Source organism: Synechocystis salina LEGE 00031 (genome assembly GCF_015207985.1).
Lineage (GTDB): Bacteria > Cyanobacteriota > Cyanobacteriia > Cyanobacteriales > Microcystaceae > Synechocystis > Synechocystis salina.
Map to the genome: position 1 here is coordinate 28,012 of NZ_JADEVV010000013.1, position 18,405 is coordinate 46,416.

The window sequence follows — 18,405 nt, forward strand, 5'->3', positions numbered from 1 at the left end:
CGATTTAACATACTAAAGGAAACATCATGAGTACTGCAATTGACAACTTTACCAAGCAACTCCACGACAATTTGGAAGCGGTGGAAGATCGCCTGAATTCACTAAAGAAAAATATTCAATCTTTACCGAAAAAAACTCAAACTGAGATTCAATCTACCCTCGATAAGGCAAAGATAAATCTGGATGAAAAAAAACAAGAATTTGATGATTACCGGGCAAAGCTCAAAACTCAGTTGGAAGAAAAAGAATCTGAGCTGATGTCGAATATTGAAGAATGGAAAGCTAATCGTGAAGCGGAGAAACTCGAACATCGGGCCGATAAAGCTGAAGACTATGCCGCTACCATGACCTTCTTGGCAATGGCGGCGATGGATGAAGCCGAAGAAGCAACCTTAGCGGCGATCGCCGCCCGACTCGATGCTGAAGCCGCTGTGGGAATTACAGAAAAATAAGCTGCGATAGGACAAATCCATGAAGGTGAAATTTGACGGGTTAAGGCGTTTCGGTGACGGATTGAAATATGGAGGTAACAGTGTTGAATCATGGCTTTGAAATTCCATCTGAACCAGAAGCCGACTTGGAAGCTGGTTTATCTACGCAAGAGGCGATCGCTGCTATCTTGCGCTATTGAAAGCCACTTCGGTGACGAAATTAAATCTTTATTTTGGAGAATTACCTATGTCCGCCTCATCCCCATCCATTGAAACTGCTGTATTGGTTATCATCATTGGTGAAAACGTCTTGCAAGGTCGTATTATCAATCTGCTGAAAGACTTAGAAGTAACTGGTTATACTATCTCCCAAGCTCAGGGCGTAGGTCGCCATGGCAGCCGTCGGGGAGATATGGTCAGCTATAACACTAATTTTGAAATCAAAACCGTTGTGTCCCGGGAAGTCTCCGAGGATATCTTCTCCGGTCTGGTCGAGTATCAATCTAATCATGCCTTAATCGCTTTCCGACAAAATGTCGAAGCGTTGACTGGGTTTGAGATAATTTGATTTCAGTTTCTTTTTATAAAAAAAATGGCGATCGCATCACTCACTCTGAATATTAAGCCAATCAAAATTCAAGCGGGAGAATATCATGAAAATCCAAATTCATACCGGCCATAACATCGAAAGTCACGAAGCACTGGCCACTCATTTCACTGGTGTGGTGGAAGAGAGTCTAAGCCAATTCGGCGATCGCCTGACTAACGTTGATGTTCACCTAAGCGATGAGAACAGCGACAAGAAGGACGGCCATGACAATATGCGCTGCATGATCGAAGCCCGTCCACAGGACACCAACCCCTCGCGGCAAGCCATCAGGCAGAGACCCTAGACCATGCTGTTGACGGGGCTGCCGAGAAATTAGCCCACGTGATCGAGCACACCCTGGGGCGACTAGAGCACGAAGCGAGTCATCGGACTGACCCACCTCTGTCTCAAATGAATACAAAAATAGGACTATGGATCGACCAAAACAAGGCGACTATCGTGACGGTTACAGAGCAAGGAGAAAAGATCAGCGAGATCCTCGCAGATGCGGAAAAACAGCTCCAACGGACTGGGGATTCACCCCTGAAAGGCTCCTATGAAGCCCTTCAAGTACCCGCAGATTACAGCCGTCAGAAGGTGCTGACCGCAGAACTCAATACTTACTACGACGAGATCATTCGATATATTCGTGATGCAAGTTCGATTTTGATCGTAGGGCCAGGTGTCGCTAAGCATGAACTGCAAAAGCGTCTGGAAAAAAATCACATCGGCGCAAAGATTGTTGGGGTTGAAACGGTTGATAATCTGACCGAGCCTCAACTCGTAGCAATGATTCGTCAACACTTTGCCAATTGAATAGCATCGTGAAGACCTTACAGAGTGGAGCAACCCGCTATGTATGTCCAAGACTAATAGACACTGCAAGAATGCTGGTCACCACGCCCGATTTTGGCCAGTACATTGGGGAATGACAACCTTTACGACGAGACGATTCACCAGCACATCCGACATATACCGATGGTGGAAGAAAAGATCACCAAATATGAAAAATACGTATTCTCTATCATGTTGGCAATAAATTCAGTAACTTTTCGATGATGGCGCTTTGGGATGATGGCAAATTTGGGTTAGCGCATTGGAATAAATGGGAAAAAATTGCGGTGGTCACTGATGTAGGTTGGTTGCGCGCCATGACCTGGGCTTTTAAATGGCTAATTCCCACTAAATTTAAATTGTTTCCGAATGGGGAACTAGAACAAGCTAAGCAATGGATCAGTGGCGATCGCCAATGATGTTTGGGCAAATAAAATCACAATTTATTGCTAAAGATTGGCCATCTAGCTAGTTAATATTTATTTGAGGAAATCGAGAAATGAAACCAGATTATCTAATTGTCGGCAGTGGTTTATCAGCATTGACCTTTGGGGCTTTGATGGCCAACTCTGGCAAGACTGTGCAAATTCTCGAAGCCCATGAGCATCCGGGGGGTTATGGACATACCTTTACGATGGCGAAGAAATATACGTTTAACGCGCAATTTCACTATGTCTGGGATTGCGGCGCAGGGCAAACGGTTAACAAAGTCCTCAAAAAACTGGGCTTGGATCAGGAAATAACCTTTGAGCGGTACGACCCCAAGGGCTTTGACCATATGCGAATGCCGGGTTATGCCTTGGACATTCCCTCGGAACCAGAAGAACTAATCCAACGATTGTCTACACTGTTCCCTGACCATGGAGATCGCCTGCGCAAATTCATCAATGATGTAGAAAAAACTGGTGCAGGTTTGAAAAAGTTATCGCCGCCAATCAAGCCCGTGGAGCTACTCCAACATCCAAGTGAGGTATTGTGTGCTGTCCAGTATCTCCATAGCACCCTTCAAGATGTATTTGATAAGTTTCAGTTGCCCCAAGCTGCCCAAACCTTATTAGCTCTACAATGGCCAGATTTTTTACTGCCACCAAATCAACTCTCATTTTATGCGTGGGTCGCCTTATTCCGAGGTTATCAAGCAGGGGCTTTTTATCCCACCCAACAGTTTGAAAGTGTGATCAATGCGTTGGTTACAGTGATCGAATCTCACGGGGGAGAGGTGCTGCTCAACCATGAAGTCACGAATTTTAGAATTACAGATAAAACGGTGACTGGCGTTAAGGCAATCAATCTCACCACCCACCAAACCAATGAATTTACGGGTGAAACTGTGATTTGCAATATTGATCCCAAAAGAGCCGCCAAGATGATTGGGATCGAAAAGTTCTCGAAAACTGTGCGTCGCAAACTGGACTATGAATATTCGGCATCAAACTTTATGGCGTACTGCGTTGTGAAAGATCTTGATCTGCGGGACTACGGTTTTGGCAAGTGGAATCTCTTTCATACGGGGCATCAGGATCTCAATGAAGCCTTCGCCCAAATGTACGATCGCCATGATTTTTCTAATCCTAGTTTTGCGATTACAACGCCCACTTTATTGACCAAAGCGAGTCGGGACTGCCCTGAAGATTGCCAGATTGTAGAATTTTTGACTGTAGCAAATTATGATTACTTTAATCAATTAGGGGATAGCGATCCCAAAGCTTATCGGCAAAAAAAACAAGAAATCTTGGATTCTATTCTTGATGTTGTAGAAAAAAACTATGTGCCAAATTTCAGAAAATACATGGTTTTTGGTATCACGGGCAGCCCCACTACCAATGAGCGTTTTTGTTGGAGTCCTAGTGGCAATTCCTACGGCTCTAAGTTAACTCCCAAAAATATGGGGTTGGGGCGATTAAATTACGAAACATCCCTCAAACAGTTCTATTTTTGTAATGCCTCATCTGGCTATCCGGGTTTTGCTCCCACAGTCTGGACAGGCGCATTGCTCTATCAACGATTATCTGACGATCAGATCTTAGGCGATCGCTAAATAGCAACATCAAAACAGATAAGTATTTGTGAATTATTTCTATTGTTAATTTGGAGGTCAGTTATGAAAATTGCGATTATTGGTGGCGGAGCTAGTGGAATGGCTACAGCCTATTTGCTCGATAAAGAAGGACATCAGGTTACTGTGTTTGAGAGGCAGCCGATATTGGGAGGACATATTCGGACACTGAACAAAAATCTGAAGCCGAACCAAGCCGATTGCGATGAAGTTTTAGAAAGTGGAGTGCTTGAATTTCCAACGGCATTTCATAGCTTTATGACGTTGATGGAAGAGCTAGAGGTGGATCTAGAACCTGTCAGGACTGGTTCTGGCATGTTTCGCAAAGATGGTAACCACTTTTTATCGGGAGTGGCGATCGATAAGAATTTTTCAGGTTTCCACGCCCTAATCGAACATTTACGCCTCGATACTATCTACGCCCGTTCTGCTGGAGTCTGGTTAAAAGTGCGATTTGCTAAGACACGAGATTTCCATGATCAACCGCTATCGGCTTACTTAAGACGTCCTTGCAGCCGCAATACTTGGCTGAAATTAATGGTTATGTACAGCTACTCTATGCCGTTTGAACTGATTGATGATTTCCCCGCAGAGTTAGCAATTCCGATGTTACTCGATTACATTTCAGTCGATTGGATCAGGGTTAAAGGCGGTGTATATACTTACATCGAAAAAATCTTGGCACGATTTAAAGGTGAGACTTTACTGAATGCAGAGATTGCTCATATTTCCAGAAGTTTGGATGCGGTGAAAGTGGTACGAACGACAGGTGAAATGCAGGAATTTAATAAGGTCGTATTTGCGACACCACCAGACCAAGTAATGGCTTTATTAGCAGACCCAACTGAGGCGGAAGCGAAACGATTTTCTGCATGGAAAGCAAATTATATAACCAGTATTGTTCATCGCGATAGTTCTATGTATGCTCCCCATGATGTTAAGACACCTTCAGAATTTGATTTTTTTCAGACAAAAAATGGCTGGGGTTATAACGGCTATTTGAATCAACTTTGCGCGATTTCTTCGTCCTACCAACATCATTTTTTATCGTTCCAATTGGAAGAATTGATCGCAAAAGATCGCATCATTCATACACAGGAACATCACACGCCTTTTTATACTACTGAGTCTTTTCGATACCGTAATGAAGTGATTGAAACGAATGGCGAAAATAATACTTACCACGCGGGAGCCTATCTTGGTGATGGCTTGCATGGAGGGGCAATTGATTCCGCCTATCGAGTTGCTCAACTAATTACAGCGGATTGTGAGACTATGTTGGATAGTTAATCTTCCACTAGCGGGGATTTTTGGAGTTAAATCTGTCCCATACTGTTATCCACTCCGCTGTATCCATTTAAAAACTATGAAAAAACTCTATATTATTGCAATTATTCTTAGCATGATCACATTCTCATTGATTCTTTGGCGTCAAACTTATAAACCTGACCGTGTTGATGTTGATCCGGCAATTGTTTCCGAAATGGAGTATTACTTTAAGCAAAAAGAATGTACCCAAGCTATGATTGATCAAAGTAACGGATATGATGTAAAACTCCCCGAAAACTGCCTTTCAGACTAGTGAAATTGTTATAACAGTAGGTTATTCACCACAACAGCAACTCTTGATTATTTTATAGATCAATGCCTAGGAACACAACTAAATTGTTGACTTTAAATGAGTGCGAGTGCGATCGTTTTTTGGGATTACAGTGGATTGTGAGACTATGTTGGATAGTTAATCTTCCACCAGCGGAGATTTTTGGAGTTAAACTTTTCCCATACTGTTACGCACTCCGCTGTAGCTCCAGTAAACCTCAGCTTTCCCCGCAGTTAGCTACAACTTAAGTTTAGGTTTTTAAAGAACAAGCTAAGTAATGAATTTGCGGCGATCGCCAACGAAGTTTAAGACAAATAAACTGATAAGGTGCATCGTGGGGAAATGACGGTCTCCGACTTTGTTAGTTGTGATTTTTAGGTGATCACCCTTCACTAGATTATGTCTGTCCAGAAATGGGTATTTCGACGGTTATTGTTTCAATTAATGCCATGTTGTTACGACGCATATATTTGTACGTTTAAATGTATTAGAACAAGTAGGTTTAATTTATTTCTGAAAAAAACGATATTGAAATGGTGTTGAAATATTGATAAAATGGAAGAATAACAACTTTAAATGAGATCCCCCCCCTTAATAAAGTGGGGCTTTGAATACAGCTTTTCTCACAACTGATTTAGATTTACTACAAAAGAGCTTCTTGATCGGTTACCCAAGATTGAGTGTTAAGTATGGGACAAAAGGATGCAAGTCAATGAATCTCATCAGTCTATGGTTCTTGAAAAAGAGACAGCAAAAAAATTAAAGTTTGCTAAGAATAGTGGGTTTAAGACGGAACTGAGACGAAGGGTTGACGAACTTTTTCAAGATCCTAGTCGCAAGGCTCGTGATTGTCCACAAATGTATGCGAAAACCATTATCTTGTTGCTTAGCTTTTTCGGATTATATTCTCTATTAGTTTTTGTGGCTCAAACGTGGTGGCAGGTAATTCCCTTGTGCATCATGCTCGGTGTCGTTACCGCAGGCATTGGTTTTGGTATTCAACATGACGGCGCACATCACGCATATTCCGATTCGCTATGGGTTAATAAGCTTATGGCGATGAGCTTAGATTTGATTGGCGGCAGTTCTTATATTTGGCATTGGAAGCACAATTTTTTCCATCATACTTATACCAATATTGCTGGTTATGACATGGATGTGGACGTGGGGGTTTTTGGGCGACTTTCTCCTTCTCATCCACAATTAGCCTTCCATCATTGGCAACATTATTATTTGTGGTTATTGTATGGATTACTAGCGATTAAGTGGCATTTTTATGATGATTTTCATTGTCTAATCACTGGCAAAATTGGCGATCGTCGCTATCTACGTCCTAAGTCCAGTAATCTAGTCATATTTTTTGGTGGCAAACTGGTATTTTTTTCACTTGCCTTTGCGATTCCGTTACAATTTCATGGGCTATGGCAAGTTTTAGGGAGCTATGGATTAGTCGCTGTTACCTTGGGAGTAGTGCTGAGCGTCGTATTTCAACTAGCCCATGTGGTCGAAGAAGCCGATTTTTCATTACCAATTGCCGGAGCAAGTCTCATTGAGAAAGAGTGGGCAGTGCATCAGATTGAAACGACGGTAAACTTCTCTCGGCATAACCATTTGATGACATGGCTACTGGGTGGATTGAATTTCCAAGTCGAGCATCATTTATTTCCCAATATCTGCCATATTAACTATCCTGAACTATCTAAAGTCGTGGAGAAGACCTGTCGAGAATATGGAGTAAAATATAACCAACATGCTTCTTTCTGGTCAGGATTATTATCCCATTATCGTTGGCTACGAAAAATGGGAACTACTTGTTAAATGAGAACCACTTGTTAGATTTTTTGAATCTTTTTTGGCAAGGGCGATTAATAATTGTTCAAATACCTCGGACACAATCTTAGGGCAAACACATCTTAGTGCGCTCCCAATAAAAATCTAAGTTATCCCCGCCGATCACAAATGGTTTACTTGTCTAGTTGTGGCGAGCATCATTTACACCCAGTTAAAGGAACTGAATCTCAAGTATCTGACGCTTAGCCAAGAGCAACATCAAGAGCTTTCAAAGGTAAAGATAATGCTTGAGAATGACTAATATGGCAACGCTAAATCAATTCACTTATTGACATTACCATCGATGAAATACCCTAAGTTCGCTAAACTGTGGGACTCATTACATTCCAGCTTCTGGTTTGTGCCAACCCTGATGGTGATGCTGGCGATCGCACTTTCGTTTATTACTATCTGGATTGACCATAACCAAAAAGTCACTATTGTCGAAAAAATAGACTGGGCTTATTCTCTAGGGCCTAGTGGTTCACGGGCTATTCTTTCTACGATCGCCGGTTCAATGGTGACTGTGGCCACCACTGCCTTTTCTATTACGATTGTGGCACTTCAGCTAGCCTCTTCCCAGTTTGGGCCGCGCTTGCTGCGGAACTTCATGCAAGACACGGGCAACCAAATTGTATTGGGAACTTTCATTTCTACTTTTGTATACAGCTTGATGGTGCTACGAACAGTTAATGGGGTAGAAAAAGATGAGTTTGTCCCCCACCTAGCAGTAACCATCGGCATTGCTTTGGCGATCGCTAGCGTTGGTGTATTGATTTATTTTATTCATCATTCAGCCTCATCGATTCAGGTCAATCAGGTCATTAAACAAGTGGGAAATGATCTTGATGTTGCGATTGATCGGCTCTTTCCTGAAAAAATTGGACGGAGCACATTAAACCAACCACAGGAGAAGAGTCTAGCTGCTATTCCTACCGATTTTGATCAATTTTCCTGTCCAATTAAGACTATTTTCAGTGGCTATATTCAAGGGATTGATGACAACCAACTGATGCAGATTGCGACGGACAATAACTTGTTATTCTGGGTTCAACAACGTCCTGGTCGCTTTGTGATAAAGGGAAGTGAACTGGTACAGGTCTTTCCTGAAGAAAAGGTAAACAAGAAGCTTATAGCCCAGATCAATAATGCCTTTGTTCTTGGTTCCCAGCGCACGGAGCAGCAAGATATGGAGTTTCCCATAGACCAACTGGTTGAGATTGCGGTACGTGCCCTTTCTCCAGGCATTAATGATCCCTTTACTGCCATCCGCTGCATCGATCAACTTAGCGCTGCCCTTTGTCATTTAGCCCAAAGGGAAATGCCTTCTCCCTATCGCTACGACGACCAGAATCAGCTTCGGATCATCGCTAAACCGATCTCATTCACTGATGCGACAGATGCGGCCTTTAACCAGATTCGGCAGTATGGAAAGTCAAGTGTCGCAGTCACAATGCGGTTGTTAGAGGCGATCACGGCGATCGCGCCCTTTACTCACCGAACATCAGACCGAACCACACTGCTGCGTCATGCCGATATGATTGAACGCGGTAGCCAGGAGGGAATTGCGGAGAATTTAGACTACCAAAATGTGAAAGAGCGGTATCTTGCTGCGGTGAAAGCGATAGTTCAAACTTAATCAACAAGAAGAAGGCTGTCGCTATTCCCGCGAGTCGTGGTTATTAGGCGATCGCCCACAAGGGAAATTCTTCACCTTACTCATCTACATTAGTGTTTTATCAACTAAAAAGGAATGGATTAAAGACGGGAACCCCTGATTTTTCAAAGTCCCCTCCATTGCGAGTTACAACGCACAGCTCATGGACAATGGCGATGCCGAAGGCACACTGCGTGCCCGCCGCAATAAATAAATCCGGTTGACTGAAGGTGTAGTTCTGCTTTTTTCCCCTTTCCACTAGCCATCGCCACTGCAAAATTACATCTTCATCTACCCCCAAAAGGCGCTCTCCAAACCAGGGGCGCAAAACCTGATCTAGCCATTGGTTTAATTCCTGACGAAATATCTTGTCTTCAGTCTTTGCTATGCCAAAACGAATTTCCGCCATCGTAATGGTACTGAGATAAAAAGAGGTGGGAGATTGGCGACCGGCCCAGGCTTTCACTGCTGGATGACAATTCTCCTTGCGAAGTTCTGAAATTACGTTGGTATCTAATAGCCAACCCTTCATAACTGACGGGACTTTGGACGCTGGACTGGTCAAAATCCAAGCGATTCAGGGGGGACTGGGAAAGAAATTCGTGGATATTGGGTTGTGTCATCAAGGGCAAAAGTTTAGCAAATTGATCAGCGGCAAGAACCACTGCGGCATCTTTACCCCGCACTGTGACAAGCTGGGGATTTTATGCCTGGGCTAAGCGTACCAGTTCGCTAAAACGGGCCTTGGCATCTTCCAATTTCCAAGTTTGCAGGGTATCTAGTCCTTGGGAGGCGGAATTATCGGATGGGGCAGTAAACGAGGCCATCTTTTTACCTGACTATATCTAGTCAGATTCTAGCCTAAAATTCTTGGCATTCGTATTTGTTGGCAGTTGCCCAACCGACAATAGGCAGTAAGCTCCCTTAATGAGAATAGGCAATTGTAAAAGATGATGACCCTCCTTTACAAAAAATCACCACTTTTTCTTAAAAATTTATGTTCTCTATTGATAATGTTACTTACTGTCTTGGCATACCATCTTCCCCCACGCATTGTTTTTACCCTCGACTCGTTCAGTCTTTTGGCGATCGCCTCTAGGGTTCCTCTTCTTGCCGCAGTTGAACAATCATTTCCACAAGGTTATGGTTCTCAGCCCTGACTAATTTCTTGTCCGCTACTTGCTGGCCAAAGCCAACTTCGCCAATATATTCTCCCTGAGCTTTTTTGTGCCGTAATGCCGTACTAGTCCTTTCCCCGATGGTTTCCCGTTCTCACTGAGCCACCGACATTAAAACGTTGAGGACTAACCGCCCTGCCGCTGTTCTGATATCAACCTGTTCCCCCACGGACATCAGGGAAAAACGCTCAGAAAAATATTTTTCCAGCAGGCAATCAAGGTCACGGACAGAACGGTTCAGGCGGTCTAGTTTGACGATGACCAGGGCCTCAGCTTCTCTTGCTTCCAGCATTTTGAGGGCTTTTTCCAAGCCGAGACGCTCCAGAGTTTTGGCACTTACCCCGGCATCAGTGATGATTTCCAGAAGTTCAATGTCATATAAGGAGGCATAGGCATGAATTTTCTCCGTTTAGGCATCTAGGCTTACCCCCTGGGTGGCCTGTTCTTCAGTGCTGACCCTGACGTAACCTATTGCTTTCATTCTCATCCCTCTCTCAATTAAATTGAAATTCCGCCATCTGCAAGTCTAAATCCAAACTGAACTTGGTCGAAAATGCAACCGATATAAATTTGGATGCCATATTTTGGTAAAATCTACTATAATCGAATTAATCCTCGGAGAGAGGATGTTAGCCATCCAGGGAGTCTGGTATGAAAACTAAATATAAATACGGAATCTATATTGGTCGATTCCAACCTTTCCATTTAGGACATTTACGCACGCTAAAACTTGCCCTTGAAAAAGCGGAACAAGTAATTCTGATTTTAGGTAGTCATCGAGTGGCTGCGGATACCCGTAACCCTTGGCGATCAGAAGAAAGGATTGCGATGATTCAAGCTTGTTTAAGCCCTGAGATATTGCTAAGGGTACATTTTTTAGCGGTACGGGATTGGCTTTACAGCGATAATCTTTGGTTGGCCGCGGTTCAACAGCAGGTTTTAGAAATTACTGCAGTCTGCGATTCCGTTGTGATTTTAGGTCATCGTAAGGATTCTTCTTCTTACTATTTGAATTTGTTTCCCCAATGGGATTATTTAGAAACAGGTCACTATTCTGATCTCAGTTCTACTACTATTCGTGCCGCTTATTTTAAAGGTGAAAAGAGCAATTACCTCAATAAAATTCCCCCGGCGATCGCCGATTATTTGCAGACTTTTCAAAATAGTGAACGCTACACTGATCTTTGTGATGAATATCAATTTTTGCAGGCTTACAAACAGGCTTGGGCAACGGCTCCCTATGCTCCCACTTTTGTAACAACGGATGCGGTGGTGGTGCAAGCAGGTCATGTATTGATGGTACGCCGTAAGGCTAAACCCGGTCTAGGGCTAATTGCTTTGCCTGGGGGTTTTATTCAACAAAATGAAACCTTAGTTGAAGGAATGTTACGGGAGCTCAAGGAGGAAACCCGCCTTAAGGTTCCCCTGCCGGTTTTACGAGGTTCCATTGTAGAAAGTCATGTTTTTGATTCCCCGGTACGATCTCTGCGGGGACGAACTATTACCCACGCTTACTTTATCCAATTGCCAGGGGGCGAATTACCGACTGTAAAAGGGGGCGATGATGCCCAGAAAGCATGGTGGATGTCTTTAGCAGATCTTTACGCCCAAGAAGAGCAAATTTACGAAGATCATTTTCAGATTGTTCAGCATTTTGTCAGCAAAGTTTAAATACATTCCCTTCAATTATCTACCATGAATACTAATTTAATTCTCGATGTGGACTCCTATAAAGTAAGCCACTGGTTGCAATACCCTCCTGATACAACGGCTATGTATTCCTATGTGGAAAGTCGTGGAGGAAAATATCCTATTACTGTCTTTTTTGGTCTGCAATATATTTTAAAACGATATCTTATTCAGTCTATTCAACCCTGGATGGTGGAGGAAGCGAATAGTCTTTTAACAGCCCACGGCTTACCGTTTAATTATGAAGGTTGGCGATATATTGCCGAGGATTTAAAAGGTCGCTTACCTGTACGTATTAAAGCAGTACCTGAAGGCTCGATTATCCCTATTCATAATGTTTTGATGACAGTGGAATCCACAGATACGAAAGTATTTTGGTTGGTTTCCTGGTTAGAAACATTATTGATGCGGGTTTGGTATCCAACTACCGTGGCAACCCAAAGTTGGCATCTGAAAAAACTGATCTATGAATCCCTATTGCGTACTGCGGATGATCCTGATAGTGAAATTAATTTCAAACTCCATGATTTTGGGGCACGGGGGGTTTCTAGTTTGGAATCATCAGGCATTGGAGGGCTAGCTCACCTCGTTAATTTTCAAGGTTCTGACACAGTACAAGCCTTAGTTTACGGGCAGAAATATTACAACTCTCCCATGGCGGCCTATTCGATTCCTGCTGCTGAGCATTCTACTATTACAGCTTGGGGGAGAGAAGGAGAAGTTTTGGCCTACCAAAATATGTTGACCCAATTTGCTAAATCTGGTTCGGTACTGGCCGTGGTTTCCGATTCTTATGATCTTTGGAATGCCATTGATCATCTCTGGGGTGATTACCTGCGGGAACAGGTGCTTGATTCGGGGGCAACGGTGGTTATTCGTCCTGATTCGGGTAATCCGATGGAAATTGTGGCTAAAACGTTGGAAAAATTGGAAGCTCGTTTTGGTAGTACACTTAACAGCAAAGGCTATCGAGTTTTAAATGCTATGCGGGTAATCCAAGGGGATGGGGTTGATGAAGAGAGTATCACGGCTATTTTAAAAAAGACTGAGAGTCTTGGTTTTAGTAGCACTAATTTAGCTTTTGGTATGGGGGGAGCCCTGTTACAAAAAGTGAACCGAGATACCCAAAAATTTGCTATGAAATGTAGTGAGGTTACTGTAGCTGGCGAGGCGATTCCGGTTTATAAAGATCCCATTACTGACCCTAGTAAAGCTAGTAAAAAAGGGAGATTATCCCTAGTTAAAAACGAATTTGGTTATCAAACTGTATCTAATTCTTCCGAGGATTTATTAGAAGTTGTCTATGAAAATGGACAGTTACTGCAAGGGCAATCTTTAGATACCATTCGCCAGCGGGCTTGGCCTAGAAATACTTGATTTAAATTCTTATCCTACTTTTATCCCTTGGAGATCAGAGTAGGATAGAGGCTGGTCTTCAAGAAGTAAGGAAGCATTGTAATGTTGAATAAAAAGCCAGATAGCTCCGATGTGATTATCTAGTTTTTTGGGGGAAAGATAATGTCTTGCGCACTGACCGAGATACTCTCTGGCGCAGAGTACAGTTGAAACGCTCAATATAATTGGTTTTCCCTGTTTCTTTTCCCACTGGCTGATGTCTCTTGCGGGGAAACACCTTGCTGTAGGCTTGCCAGAAATCCGTATGAGCTACAGCGCACTGACGATCTCCCCCATAAACCCCCACAATTTCACAGGTTTAAACATCTAGAGCCAGCCAAATCCAATACTTTCGTTGTTTATTCCCTACAAATGACCACATCTCATCACATTGGATCGTTAATAGCCCTTTTTTTGAAGAGACTTCCATTTGCCGGGGTAAGGTTTCGTATTTTTGATTGACATACTGTTGTAACCAAGGCCCTGAAACTGCTGGCCCAAGTTCTCCATGGCGAGGTAAATAAACAAAAAAAACACCCAGCTAGTGGGTGTGAAGAAAATCCGAAAGTTTAAAGAGGAGAAAACCGAGAAAGCGCTTACAGGAAAGGAGCAAAGCGGCTGAAGAAGTAGCCCCATAGCACAGTAGAAACACCAACCGCTACCAGTAAGTAGGTAAAGAAGCGACCCAACTCGGGGCTACCTTCTAACTGCTTATCTTCCTGTCCGCCAGTGAAAAGTAAAGACCAAGCCTGGTTAGCATTGATGGCTTGAAAGTTGTTGAAGCCCTCACGGAAGACAACGGGAGCAAACAAATCTTTATTTTGATAGATATCCACATCAGCATTCATAGCTAAGACCTCTGGGTGATTGAAAAACTGTAAACGTCGAAAACTTAGAGAGACAGGAGCCAGCCCACAATGCCGTGACCAGTGACTACTTCCATCACCAGCAGAGAAACGAAGCCAATCATGGCAAAGCGACCATTCATTTTCTCAGCGTACTCAGTCCAACCGGCTTGCACGGTTTCATCGACATAGACGGGGGGTTCGATGGCGAAGTTGTTGAGGCGATTGTCTTGGTCGAGACGGAAACCACGGCTAGTCATGTCTGAGTTCTCTTTTGTAACGTTGTGTAAACATAGCGTAACACTATGTAACGATTTATGTCAAATTATTGACTTAAGCCTGCTGATATAGTACTCGGTTCGCTTTGGTGCTCCAGCCACCCTCATGGGCTCATAGGCAAGCTGGCTTAAATGTCAAGTAAAAGAAAATAAACTTATAATAGAAGTAACAAAAATTAACAAACCGCGTTTTTTCCTTTTGGAGGTTACCGCAATGGACAATCAAACCACTAAATTTGGCTTCACTGCTTTTGCAGAGACTTGGAATGGGCGCTTAGCAATGCTGGGATTCTTTATTGGTCTTGCTACTGAGCTTTTGACAGGTCAGGGTATTCTTGCTCAAATTGGTCTGATGTAGAGACTCCTAGCGGGTTAGCCGGAGTGCTTGCTTCATATTTTGCTCCGGCGAGCCTGTCAATTCTTACTGAAATCGACCTGAGGGTTAGTCTAAGCACTTATCAGTCAACAAAGTCAGAAGTCCTTAACAAGTAATGTCAAAAATCGCTGTCAGTTTTCACATTATCTATGACGGTCTATGTAATCTGTGTGTGGGCTTTGTTCAGCAGCTTGAACAACTTGATCAAGGTGCGAGCTTTGACTATATCCCGATGCAGGATATAGAAACGCTGGGTCGGTTTGGTATTTCAGCCGCTGACTGTGAGCTGGGCATGATTCTCATTGATGCTCACCAGCCCGATCTGCGCTGGCAGGGAAGTAAGGCAGCGGAAGAGATCGCCCGTCAATTTCCTGCTGCTGCTCAGTTGATTACTGTCTACCGATTACTACCGGGAGTGCAATGGATTGGTGATCGTTTCTATGAACAGCTTCGTGACAATCGCTATCAATGGTTTGGGAAACGCGATGATGTTTATGGTTCACCCTATGCGATTGGCTGTGCATCCTTCAAAAATCCTGACTAATTTTTGAAATGTATCTTTTCGGCGGGTTATGCAAAAAAAAACAGCATGGGGGCAAAGAATGACAGGTGATGACCCCCACTGGGGCGCTACCCATAGCTCCATAGCTGAATTATTGCACTGGTTATTTGACCCGGAGAATTTGGATCGGATTGGAAGATTGAACACGAGCCCCTAGTAATTTTTTTTGAGAGTGTCGATCTTGCCGAAAGCCGCTTTGCGGCGCATCTTCGAAAAAAAAGTCAACTCAATTACTTGACCTGTTGCGTATGCAGATTGTTAGCTGTCCACTGTTTTACGTAGAAGCTATCACAGACAAGGTTTAAGTTGTGGTTAACCGCTGATTCGCGTACTCGCTTCACTGGTTACTTAACCATTCAGATAACAGAGCTTCAACTAGATCGGAGAAGTCTCGTTTTTCTGCTTCTTGGAGCAGAGCAATTTTGACATTCCTATAGGTTTCCTTGCGGATATAGGCAGAGACCTGTTCATAGTCGGGATCGCTGCGTTTGCCTTTTGTCTTGGCTTTTGCTTGGGTTTCTGCCGGGGTCGGTTTTTTATGGCTATCTAAAATTCCTTTAAATTTGCTCATATCAAAATTTCCTCAATAATTTCTTTGCCAACCGCTTTGTAGTCTGACCAAGCAATGCGGGACTTGGAATCAGTTACTTCAGAAACAACGACACCGGTTAGGGATGCTTTCTGAAAGGCGGAATAGCGTTTAATGCCTTTTTTAAATAGGGGTAATCCCGCAGTAGTTAGTAACTGTCGAGCTTCGTCACCATCTTTGGAGGGATAAGGGGGAATGATTGTTAGCAAAATCCGAAAGCAATTATTTCCCAGCTTTTGCAATGTCTCAATCGTTAGCATCAGGGCATCAAGGGCGAGGGCATCTGGTGTGGAAGGAATGACCAACAGATCACAGCCATCAGCAAGGGCTTCCAGATCTTCATCCGTCGGCCTAGCTTGGGTATCAATCACGATGTTGGAATACTTGGGCGCATACTTGGCAGCTTGCCTTTCATCAACCACCTTGAATGGGAGTGATCCTCGTTTGCTCCAGCCGGTTGCACTGCGATTTGGGTCGCCGTCTATCAACAAGGTGTCTCCCTGGAGTGCTAGGTACGCCGAGAGATGAACTGCTGTGGTTGTTTTTCCTACCCCGCCTTTAAAACTGGCAACGGTAATAATCATACTTGATTGTTTGAAAGTTTGAATAATTAACAATTCAGCAGTTTGATAAGCTGGTCGTGTGAGTACGCACTTTAAGACCTTATTTTACGTTGGTTTTGTTCCCTGATTATTTGCGTATGCAGTTCACTAACAATTTAGCATGGTAACTAACCGTATTTTTAGCTCCAATGCTTTACCAATACTCCAAGCAAAGTGCCAAAATTTTTACTAGGGGTTAAGTATGAAAAATGACCGTTATCCTCAAGATTGGAAAAATATAGCTGCCGTCAAAAAGCAGTCCGTTAATTGGATCTGTGAACGGTGCGGGGTGCGGGGTGCAATGTCTTGAGCCTGGGGAGGGGAAGGGTTTGTTGAAGGAGGAACGCTATCGACTCAGGATGGCGGTGCATCATAGCGATTATGATCCAGCTAATAATTCCCCTAGTGATTTGATGGCCCTTTGCTTGCCTTGTCATCTTTACTATCACCGCAGGCAACAGGGGAATGTGACACCGGGGCAATTATCGCTAGAATTTTGCTGAAAGCCTTTTGAATAATTATTTCCTCTAATGCCACCGAGTTCCCATTTAAGTTTTGACTGCTATTGCTTCTTATATTGGAGATAATGAACTATTGCCCCTGGTGGAACGGGTTAGTCGGTTGGGGCTTAGTATTAGCAACGGAAAAATTTTGGTCGTTAAGGCTGAAAGTTTTATCCAGTAATGCTTTCAGACATCAAATTTTATAGCTTATCTGAATCTCCACTGTCCCATTTATGACCATAAATGAGACAGTTTCGCCGCCTAATTACCCGAAAACCTTGATTTCTCGTTAGACAGACTCGTAAAGCCAAACATCGCAAATGGGGCAGTTTAGATAAGCGACCCAAATTTTCCTACTGCTAAAACTAAGCCCTCTTTGGATTTGTCCACTTTTTCGGGACAAGGTCACTCTTTGTCTTCTGATTTCATTGGTCTTTACTCTCCTACGCTTACCCTCCCATTTTCCCTGTTTTTGCTAAAGTGGGATGCTCCCAGCAAATAGCCGGCGGGAGATGGAGAATTGGAATTATTCATGCGGTGCGTAATTTAGTCATAATGTTTAGATGATACTTTGATTTAACTTTGAATAAGTAGTGCCAATAGGAAGTTGACCTATGCCCCTAACTACCAGTGTGGATGAACCAAGGACTGGCTCGAAACAAATTCATCTGGAGGGTAGTCTCGATAGCCAAACATCACCGGAATTGGAGAAATTGATTCTTCAAGTCATCACCCCAGATATTCACTGTGCTATTCTGAATTTCACCCATTTAGAATACATCAGTAGTGCAGGGCTGAGGGTGGTGCTCAAGCTGCAACAAATTATGCACAAACATAAAGGTAATGTCTGTGCATTGGGGTTACAACCCCAGGTTAAAAAAGTCTTTGAAATTGTCCAGGCGATGCCAACGAAATCTATTTTTGCTAGTGTTGAAGAATTAGATCAATATCTCATCAATATTCAGCGCAAAATCCTAAACGAATAGAGCTTTTAGAAAAAAATAAAGTTTAAATTGCAGCCTGAGCAATTGGTCAATAGTGGTAGCCCTCCCAGCCTAGAGGGAGAGTTAGGTTTTTCCCTGTCATAAGAACCTGCCACATTCCACAATCAAAATATCCCCGGCATGAATCCCGGCCCCAATCATCGAATCCCCAGTCACTCGGACAAAGAAGGTGGCAGCAGGATGTTTAATCAGATATTGATTGAGGTCTAACTTGCCCTCTAAATAGTCCTCCGCCGGAGAGGGAAAACCGGCTGATACTGGACAAGCGTAAAGGGGCAGCCCATAAACCGTTCGCCGGCTGGGACGGTAAATTTCTGGTAGAACGTTGGAAGGCATAATTTATGGGGAGAGCTTCACCACCAACTGTACTAAAACTTTTCTGGGTTG

General features: G+C 43.3%; 23 protein-coding genes and 4 pseudogenes. 17 read left to right on the forward strand and 10 right to left on the reverse strand.

Annotated features, from left to right (window positions below; translation table 11 throughout):
- The first annotated feature begins 26 nt into the window (after positions 1 to 26).
- The 10 genes from IQ217_RS06215 to IQ217_RS06260 all read left to right on the forward strand — a co-directional run bounded on the left by IQ217_RS06215 (position 27) and on the right by IQ217_RS06260 (position 8,979).
- Positions 27 to 452, forward strand: coding sequence for a hypothetical protein (locus IQ217_RS06215; protein ID WP_190599893.1), 426 nt, complete (start codon positions 27 to 29; stop codon positions 450 to 452).
- Positions 453 to 678: 226 nt separating this feature from the next.
- Positions 679 to 999: a P-II family nitrogen regulator gene (locus tag IQ217_RS06220; protein ID WP_190599894.1), complete on the forward strand. Its 321-nt coding sequence runs from the start codon at positions 679 to 681 to the stop codon at positions 997 to 999.
- Between the two features lie 85 nt (positions 1,000 to 1,084).
- Complete coding sequence (locus IQ217_RS06225) at positions 1,085 to 1,324, forward strand: HPF/RaiA family ribosome-associated protein (protein WP_228024240.1); 240 nt, start codon at positions 1,085 to 1,087, stop codon at positions 1,322 to 1,324.
- A 107-nt stretch (positions 1,325 to 1,431) separates the two neighbouring features.
- On the forward strand, positions 1,432 to 1,836 hold the full coding sequence (locus IQ217_RS06230; RefSeq protein ID WP_190599903.1) for a hypothetical protein: 405 nt from the start codon (positions 1,432 to 1,434) through the stop codon (positions 1,834 to 1,836).
- Between the two features lie 200 nt (positions 1,837 to 2,036).
- Positions 2,037 to 2,273 (forward strand): SpoIIAA family protein, encoded by a 237-nt coding sequence (locus IQ217_RS06235; protein ID WP_338116568.1) that lies wholly within the window; start codon positions 2,037 to 2,039, stop codon positions 2,271 to 2,273.
- An 80-nt stretch (positions 2,274 to 2,353) separates the two neighbouring features.
- Positions 2,354 to 3,892 carry a phytoene desaturase family protein gene (locus IQ217_RS06240; protein ID WP_194019297.1) on the forward strand — a complete coding sequence of 513 codons (1,539 nt, stop codon included), beginning with the start codon at positions 2,354 to 2,356 and terminating at the stop codon, positions 3,890 to 3,892.
- A 63-nt stretch (positions 3,893 to 3,955) separates the two neighbouring features.
- Positions 3,956 to 5,200 (forward strand): FAD-dependent oxidoreductase, encoded by a 1,245-nt coding sequence (locus IQ217_RS06245; RefSeq protein WP_194019298.1) that lies wholly within the window; start codon positions 3,956 to 3,958, stop codon positions 5,198 to 5,200.
- 76 nt (positions 5,201 to 5,276) lie between these two features.
- Positions 5,277 to 5,492 carry a hypothetical protein gene (locus IQ217_RS06250; RefSeq protein ID WP_190599898.1) on the forward strand — a complete coding sequence of 72 codons (216 nt, stop codon included), beginning with the start codon at positions 5,277 to 5,279 and terminating at the stop codon, positions 5,490 to 5,492.
- A 720-nt stretch (positions 5,493 to 6,212) separates the two neighbouring features.
- A complete protein-coding gene (locus IQ217_RS06255; protein ID WP_194019299.1) occupies positions 6,213 to 7,328 on the forward strand; it encodes a fatty acid desaturase family protein in 1,116 nt (371 codons plus the stop codon).
- Positions 7,329 to 7,644: 316 nt separating this feature from the next.
- Positions 7,645 to 8,979 carry a DUF2254 domain-containing protein gene (locus IQ217_RS06260; RefSeq protein ID WP_194019300.1) on the forward strand — a complete coding sequence of 445 codons (1,335 nt, stop codon included), beginning with the start codon at positions 7,645 to 7,647 and terminating at the stop codon, positions 8,977 to 8,979.
- Positions 8,980 to 9,079: 100 nt separating this feature from the next.
- Here IQ217_RS06260 and IQ217_RS06265 read toward each other — a convergent pair whose 3' ends face one another.
- From IQ217_RS06265 to IQ217_RS06280, 4 genes and pseudogenes are all read right to left on the reverse strand, one after another.
- Entirely contained in the window at positions 9,080 to 9,529 is a 450-nt protein-coding gene (locus IQ217_RS06265) for a type II toxin-antitoxin system VapC family toxin (RefSeq protein WP_190599919.1), read from the reverse strand.
- Positions 9,530 to 9,701: 172 nt separating this feature from the next.
- On the reverse strand, positions 9,702 to 9,824 hold the full coding sequence (locus tag IQ217_RS19195) for a hypothetical protein (RefSeq protein WP_265583621.1): 123 nt from the start codon (positions 9,822 to 9,824) through the stop codon (positions 9,702 to 9,704).
- Positions 9,825 to 9,961: 137 nt separating this feature from the next.
- Positions 9,962 to 10,096 (reverse strand): annotated as a pseudogene (locus IQ217_RS06275) (recombinase family protein); the annotation flags it as partial.
- A 173-nt stretch (positions 10,097 to 10,269) separates the two neighbouring features.
- Complete coding sequence (locus IQ217_RS06280) at positions 10,270 to 10,575, reverse strand: recombinase family protein (RefSeq protein ID WP_190599921.1); 306 nt, start codon at positions 10,573 to 10,575, stop codon at positions 10,270 to 10,272.
- Between the two features lie 251 nt (positions 10,576 to 10,826).
- Here IQ217_RS06280 and IQ217_RS06285 point away from each other — a divergent pair, with 251 nt between their 5' ends.
- The gene (locus tag IQ217_RS06285; RefSeq protein ID WP_190599905.1) at positions 10,827 to 11,846 is read left to right on the forward strand and encodes a bifunctional nicotinamide-nucleotide adenylyltransferase/Nudix hydroxylase; all 1,020 of its coding nucleotides are present in this window, start codon (positions 10,827 to 10,829) and stop codon (positions 11,844 to 11,846) included.
- Positions 11,847 to 11,870: 24 nt separating this feature from the next.
- Positions 11,871 to 13,241 carry a nicotinate phosphoribosyltransferase gene (locus IQ217_RS06290; RefSeq protein ID WP_194019301.1) on the forward strand — a complete coding sequence of 457 codons (1,371 nt, stop codon included), beginning with the start codon at positions 11,871 to 11,873 and terminating at the stop codon, positions 13,239 to 13,241.
- Positions 13,242 to 13,250: 9 nt separating this feature from the next.
- On the opposite strand, the pseudogene IQ217_RS06295 reads toward IQ217_RS06290, so the two are convergent.
- The 3 genes and pseudogenes from IQ217_RS06295 to IQ217_RS06305 all read right to left on the reverse strand — a co-directional run.
- Positions 13,251 to 13,749 (reverse strand): annotated as a pseudogene (locus IQ217_RS06295) (IS1 family transposase); the annotation flags it as partial.
- A gap of 106 nt (positions 13,750 to 13,855) precedes the next feature.
- A complete protein-coding gene (locus IQ217_RS06300) occupies positions 13,856 to 14,107 on the reverse strand; it encodes a hypothetical protein (protein WP_190599907.1) in 252 nt (83 codons plus the stop codon).
- Between the two features lie 44 nt (positions 14,108 to 14,151).
- Positions 14,152 to 14,364, reverse strand: a complete 213-nt coding sequence (locus tag IQ217_RS06305) for a chlorophyll a/b-binding protein (protein ID WP_190599908.1) — start codon at positions 14,362 to 14,364, stop codon at positions 14,152 to 14,154.
- 232 nt (positions 14,365 to 14,596) lie between these two features.
- Between IQ217_RS06305 and IQ217_RS06310 the strand changes: the two genes are divergently transcribed.
- Both IQ217_RS06310 and IQ217_RS06315 read left to right on the forward strand, forming a co-directional pair.
- Positions 14,597 to 14,740: a chlorophyll a/b-binding protein gene (locus tag IQ217_RS06310; RefSeq protein WP_190599909.1), complete on the forward strand. Its 144-nt coding sequence runs from the start codon at positions 14,597 to 14,599 to the stop codon at positions 14,738 to 14,740.
- Positions 14,741 to 14,873: 133 nt separating this feature from the next.
- Positions 14,874 to 15,302 carry a thiol-disulfide oxidoreductase DCC family protein gene (locus IQ217_RS06315; protein WP_190599910.1) on the forward strand — a complete coding sequence of 143 codons (429 nt, stop codon included), beginning with the start codon at positions 14,874 to 14,876 and terminating at the stop codon, positions 15,300 to 15,302.
- 355 nt (positions 15,303 to 15,657) lie between these two features.
- On the opposite strand, the gene IQ217_RS06320 is transcribed toward IQ217_RS06315, so the two are convergent.
- Entirely contained in the window at positions 15,658 to 15,891 is a 234-nt protein-coding gene (locus IQ217_RS06320; RefSeq protein WP_190599911.1) for a hypothetical protein, read from the reverse strand.
- On the reverse strand, positions 15,888 to 16,493 hold the full coding sequence (locus IQ217_RS06325) for a ParA family protein (RefSeq protein ID WP_190599912.1): 606 nt from the start codon (positions 16,491 to 16,493) through the stop codon (positions 15,888 to 15,890). Before IQ217_RS06325 ends, IQ217_RS06320 begins: the two co-directional genes overlap by 4 nt.
- A 220-nt stretch (positions 16,494 to 16,713) precedes the next feature.
- Here IQ217_RS06325 and IQ217_RS19365 point away from each other — a divergent pair.
- The 3 genes and pseudogenes from IQ217_RS19365 (at position 16,714) to IQ217_RS06330 (ending at position 18,000) form a co-directional block, all read left to right on the forward strand.
- Positions 16,714 to 17,014 (forward strand): annotated as a pseudogene (locus IQ217_RS19365) (HNH endonuclease family protein).
- A gap of 52 nt (positions 17,015 to 17,066) precedes the next feature.
- A complete protein-coding gene (locus IQ217_RS19200) occupies positions 17,067 to 17,195 on the forward strand; it encodes a hypothetical protein (protein ID WP_265583622.1) in 129 nt (42 codons plus the stop codon).
- Between the two features lie 433 nt (positions 17,196 to 17,628).
- Complete coding sequence (locus IQ217_RS06330) at positions 17,629 to 18,000, forward strand: STAS domain-containing protein (RefSeq protein ID WP_190599913.1); 372 nt, start codon at positions 17,629 to 17,631, stop codon at positions 17,998 to 18,000.
- Positions 18,001 to 18,114: 114 nt separating this feature from the next.
- On the opposite strand, the pseudogene IQ217_RS06335 reads toward IQ217_RS06330, so the two are convergent.
- Positions 18,115 to 18,354, reverse strand: a pseudogene (locus IQ217_RS06335) (LexA family protein); the annotation flags it as partial.
- Positions 18,355 to 18,405 lie beyond the last annotated feature (51 nt).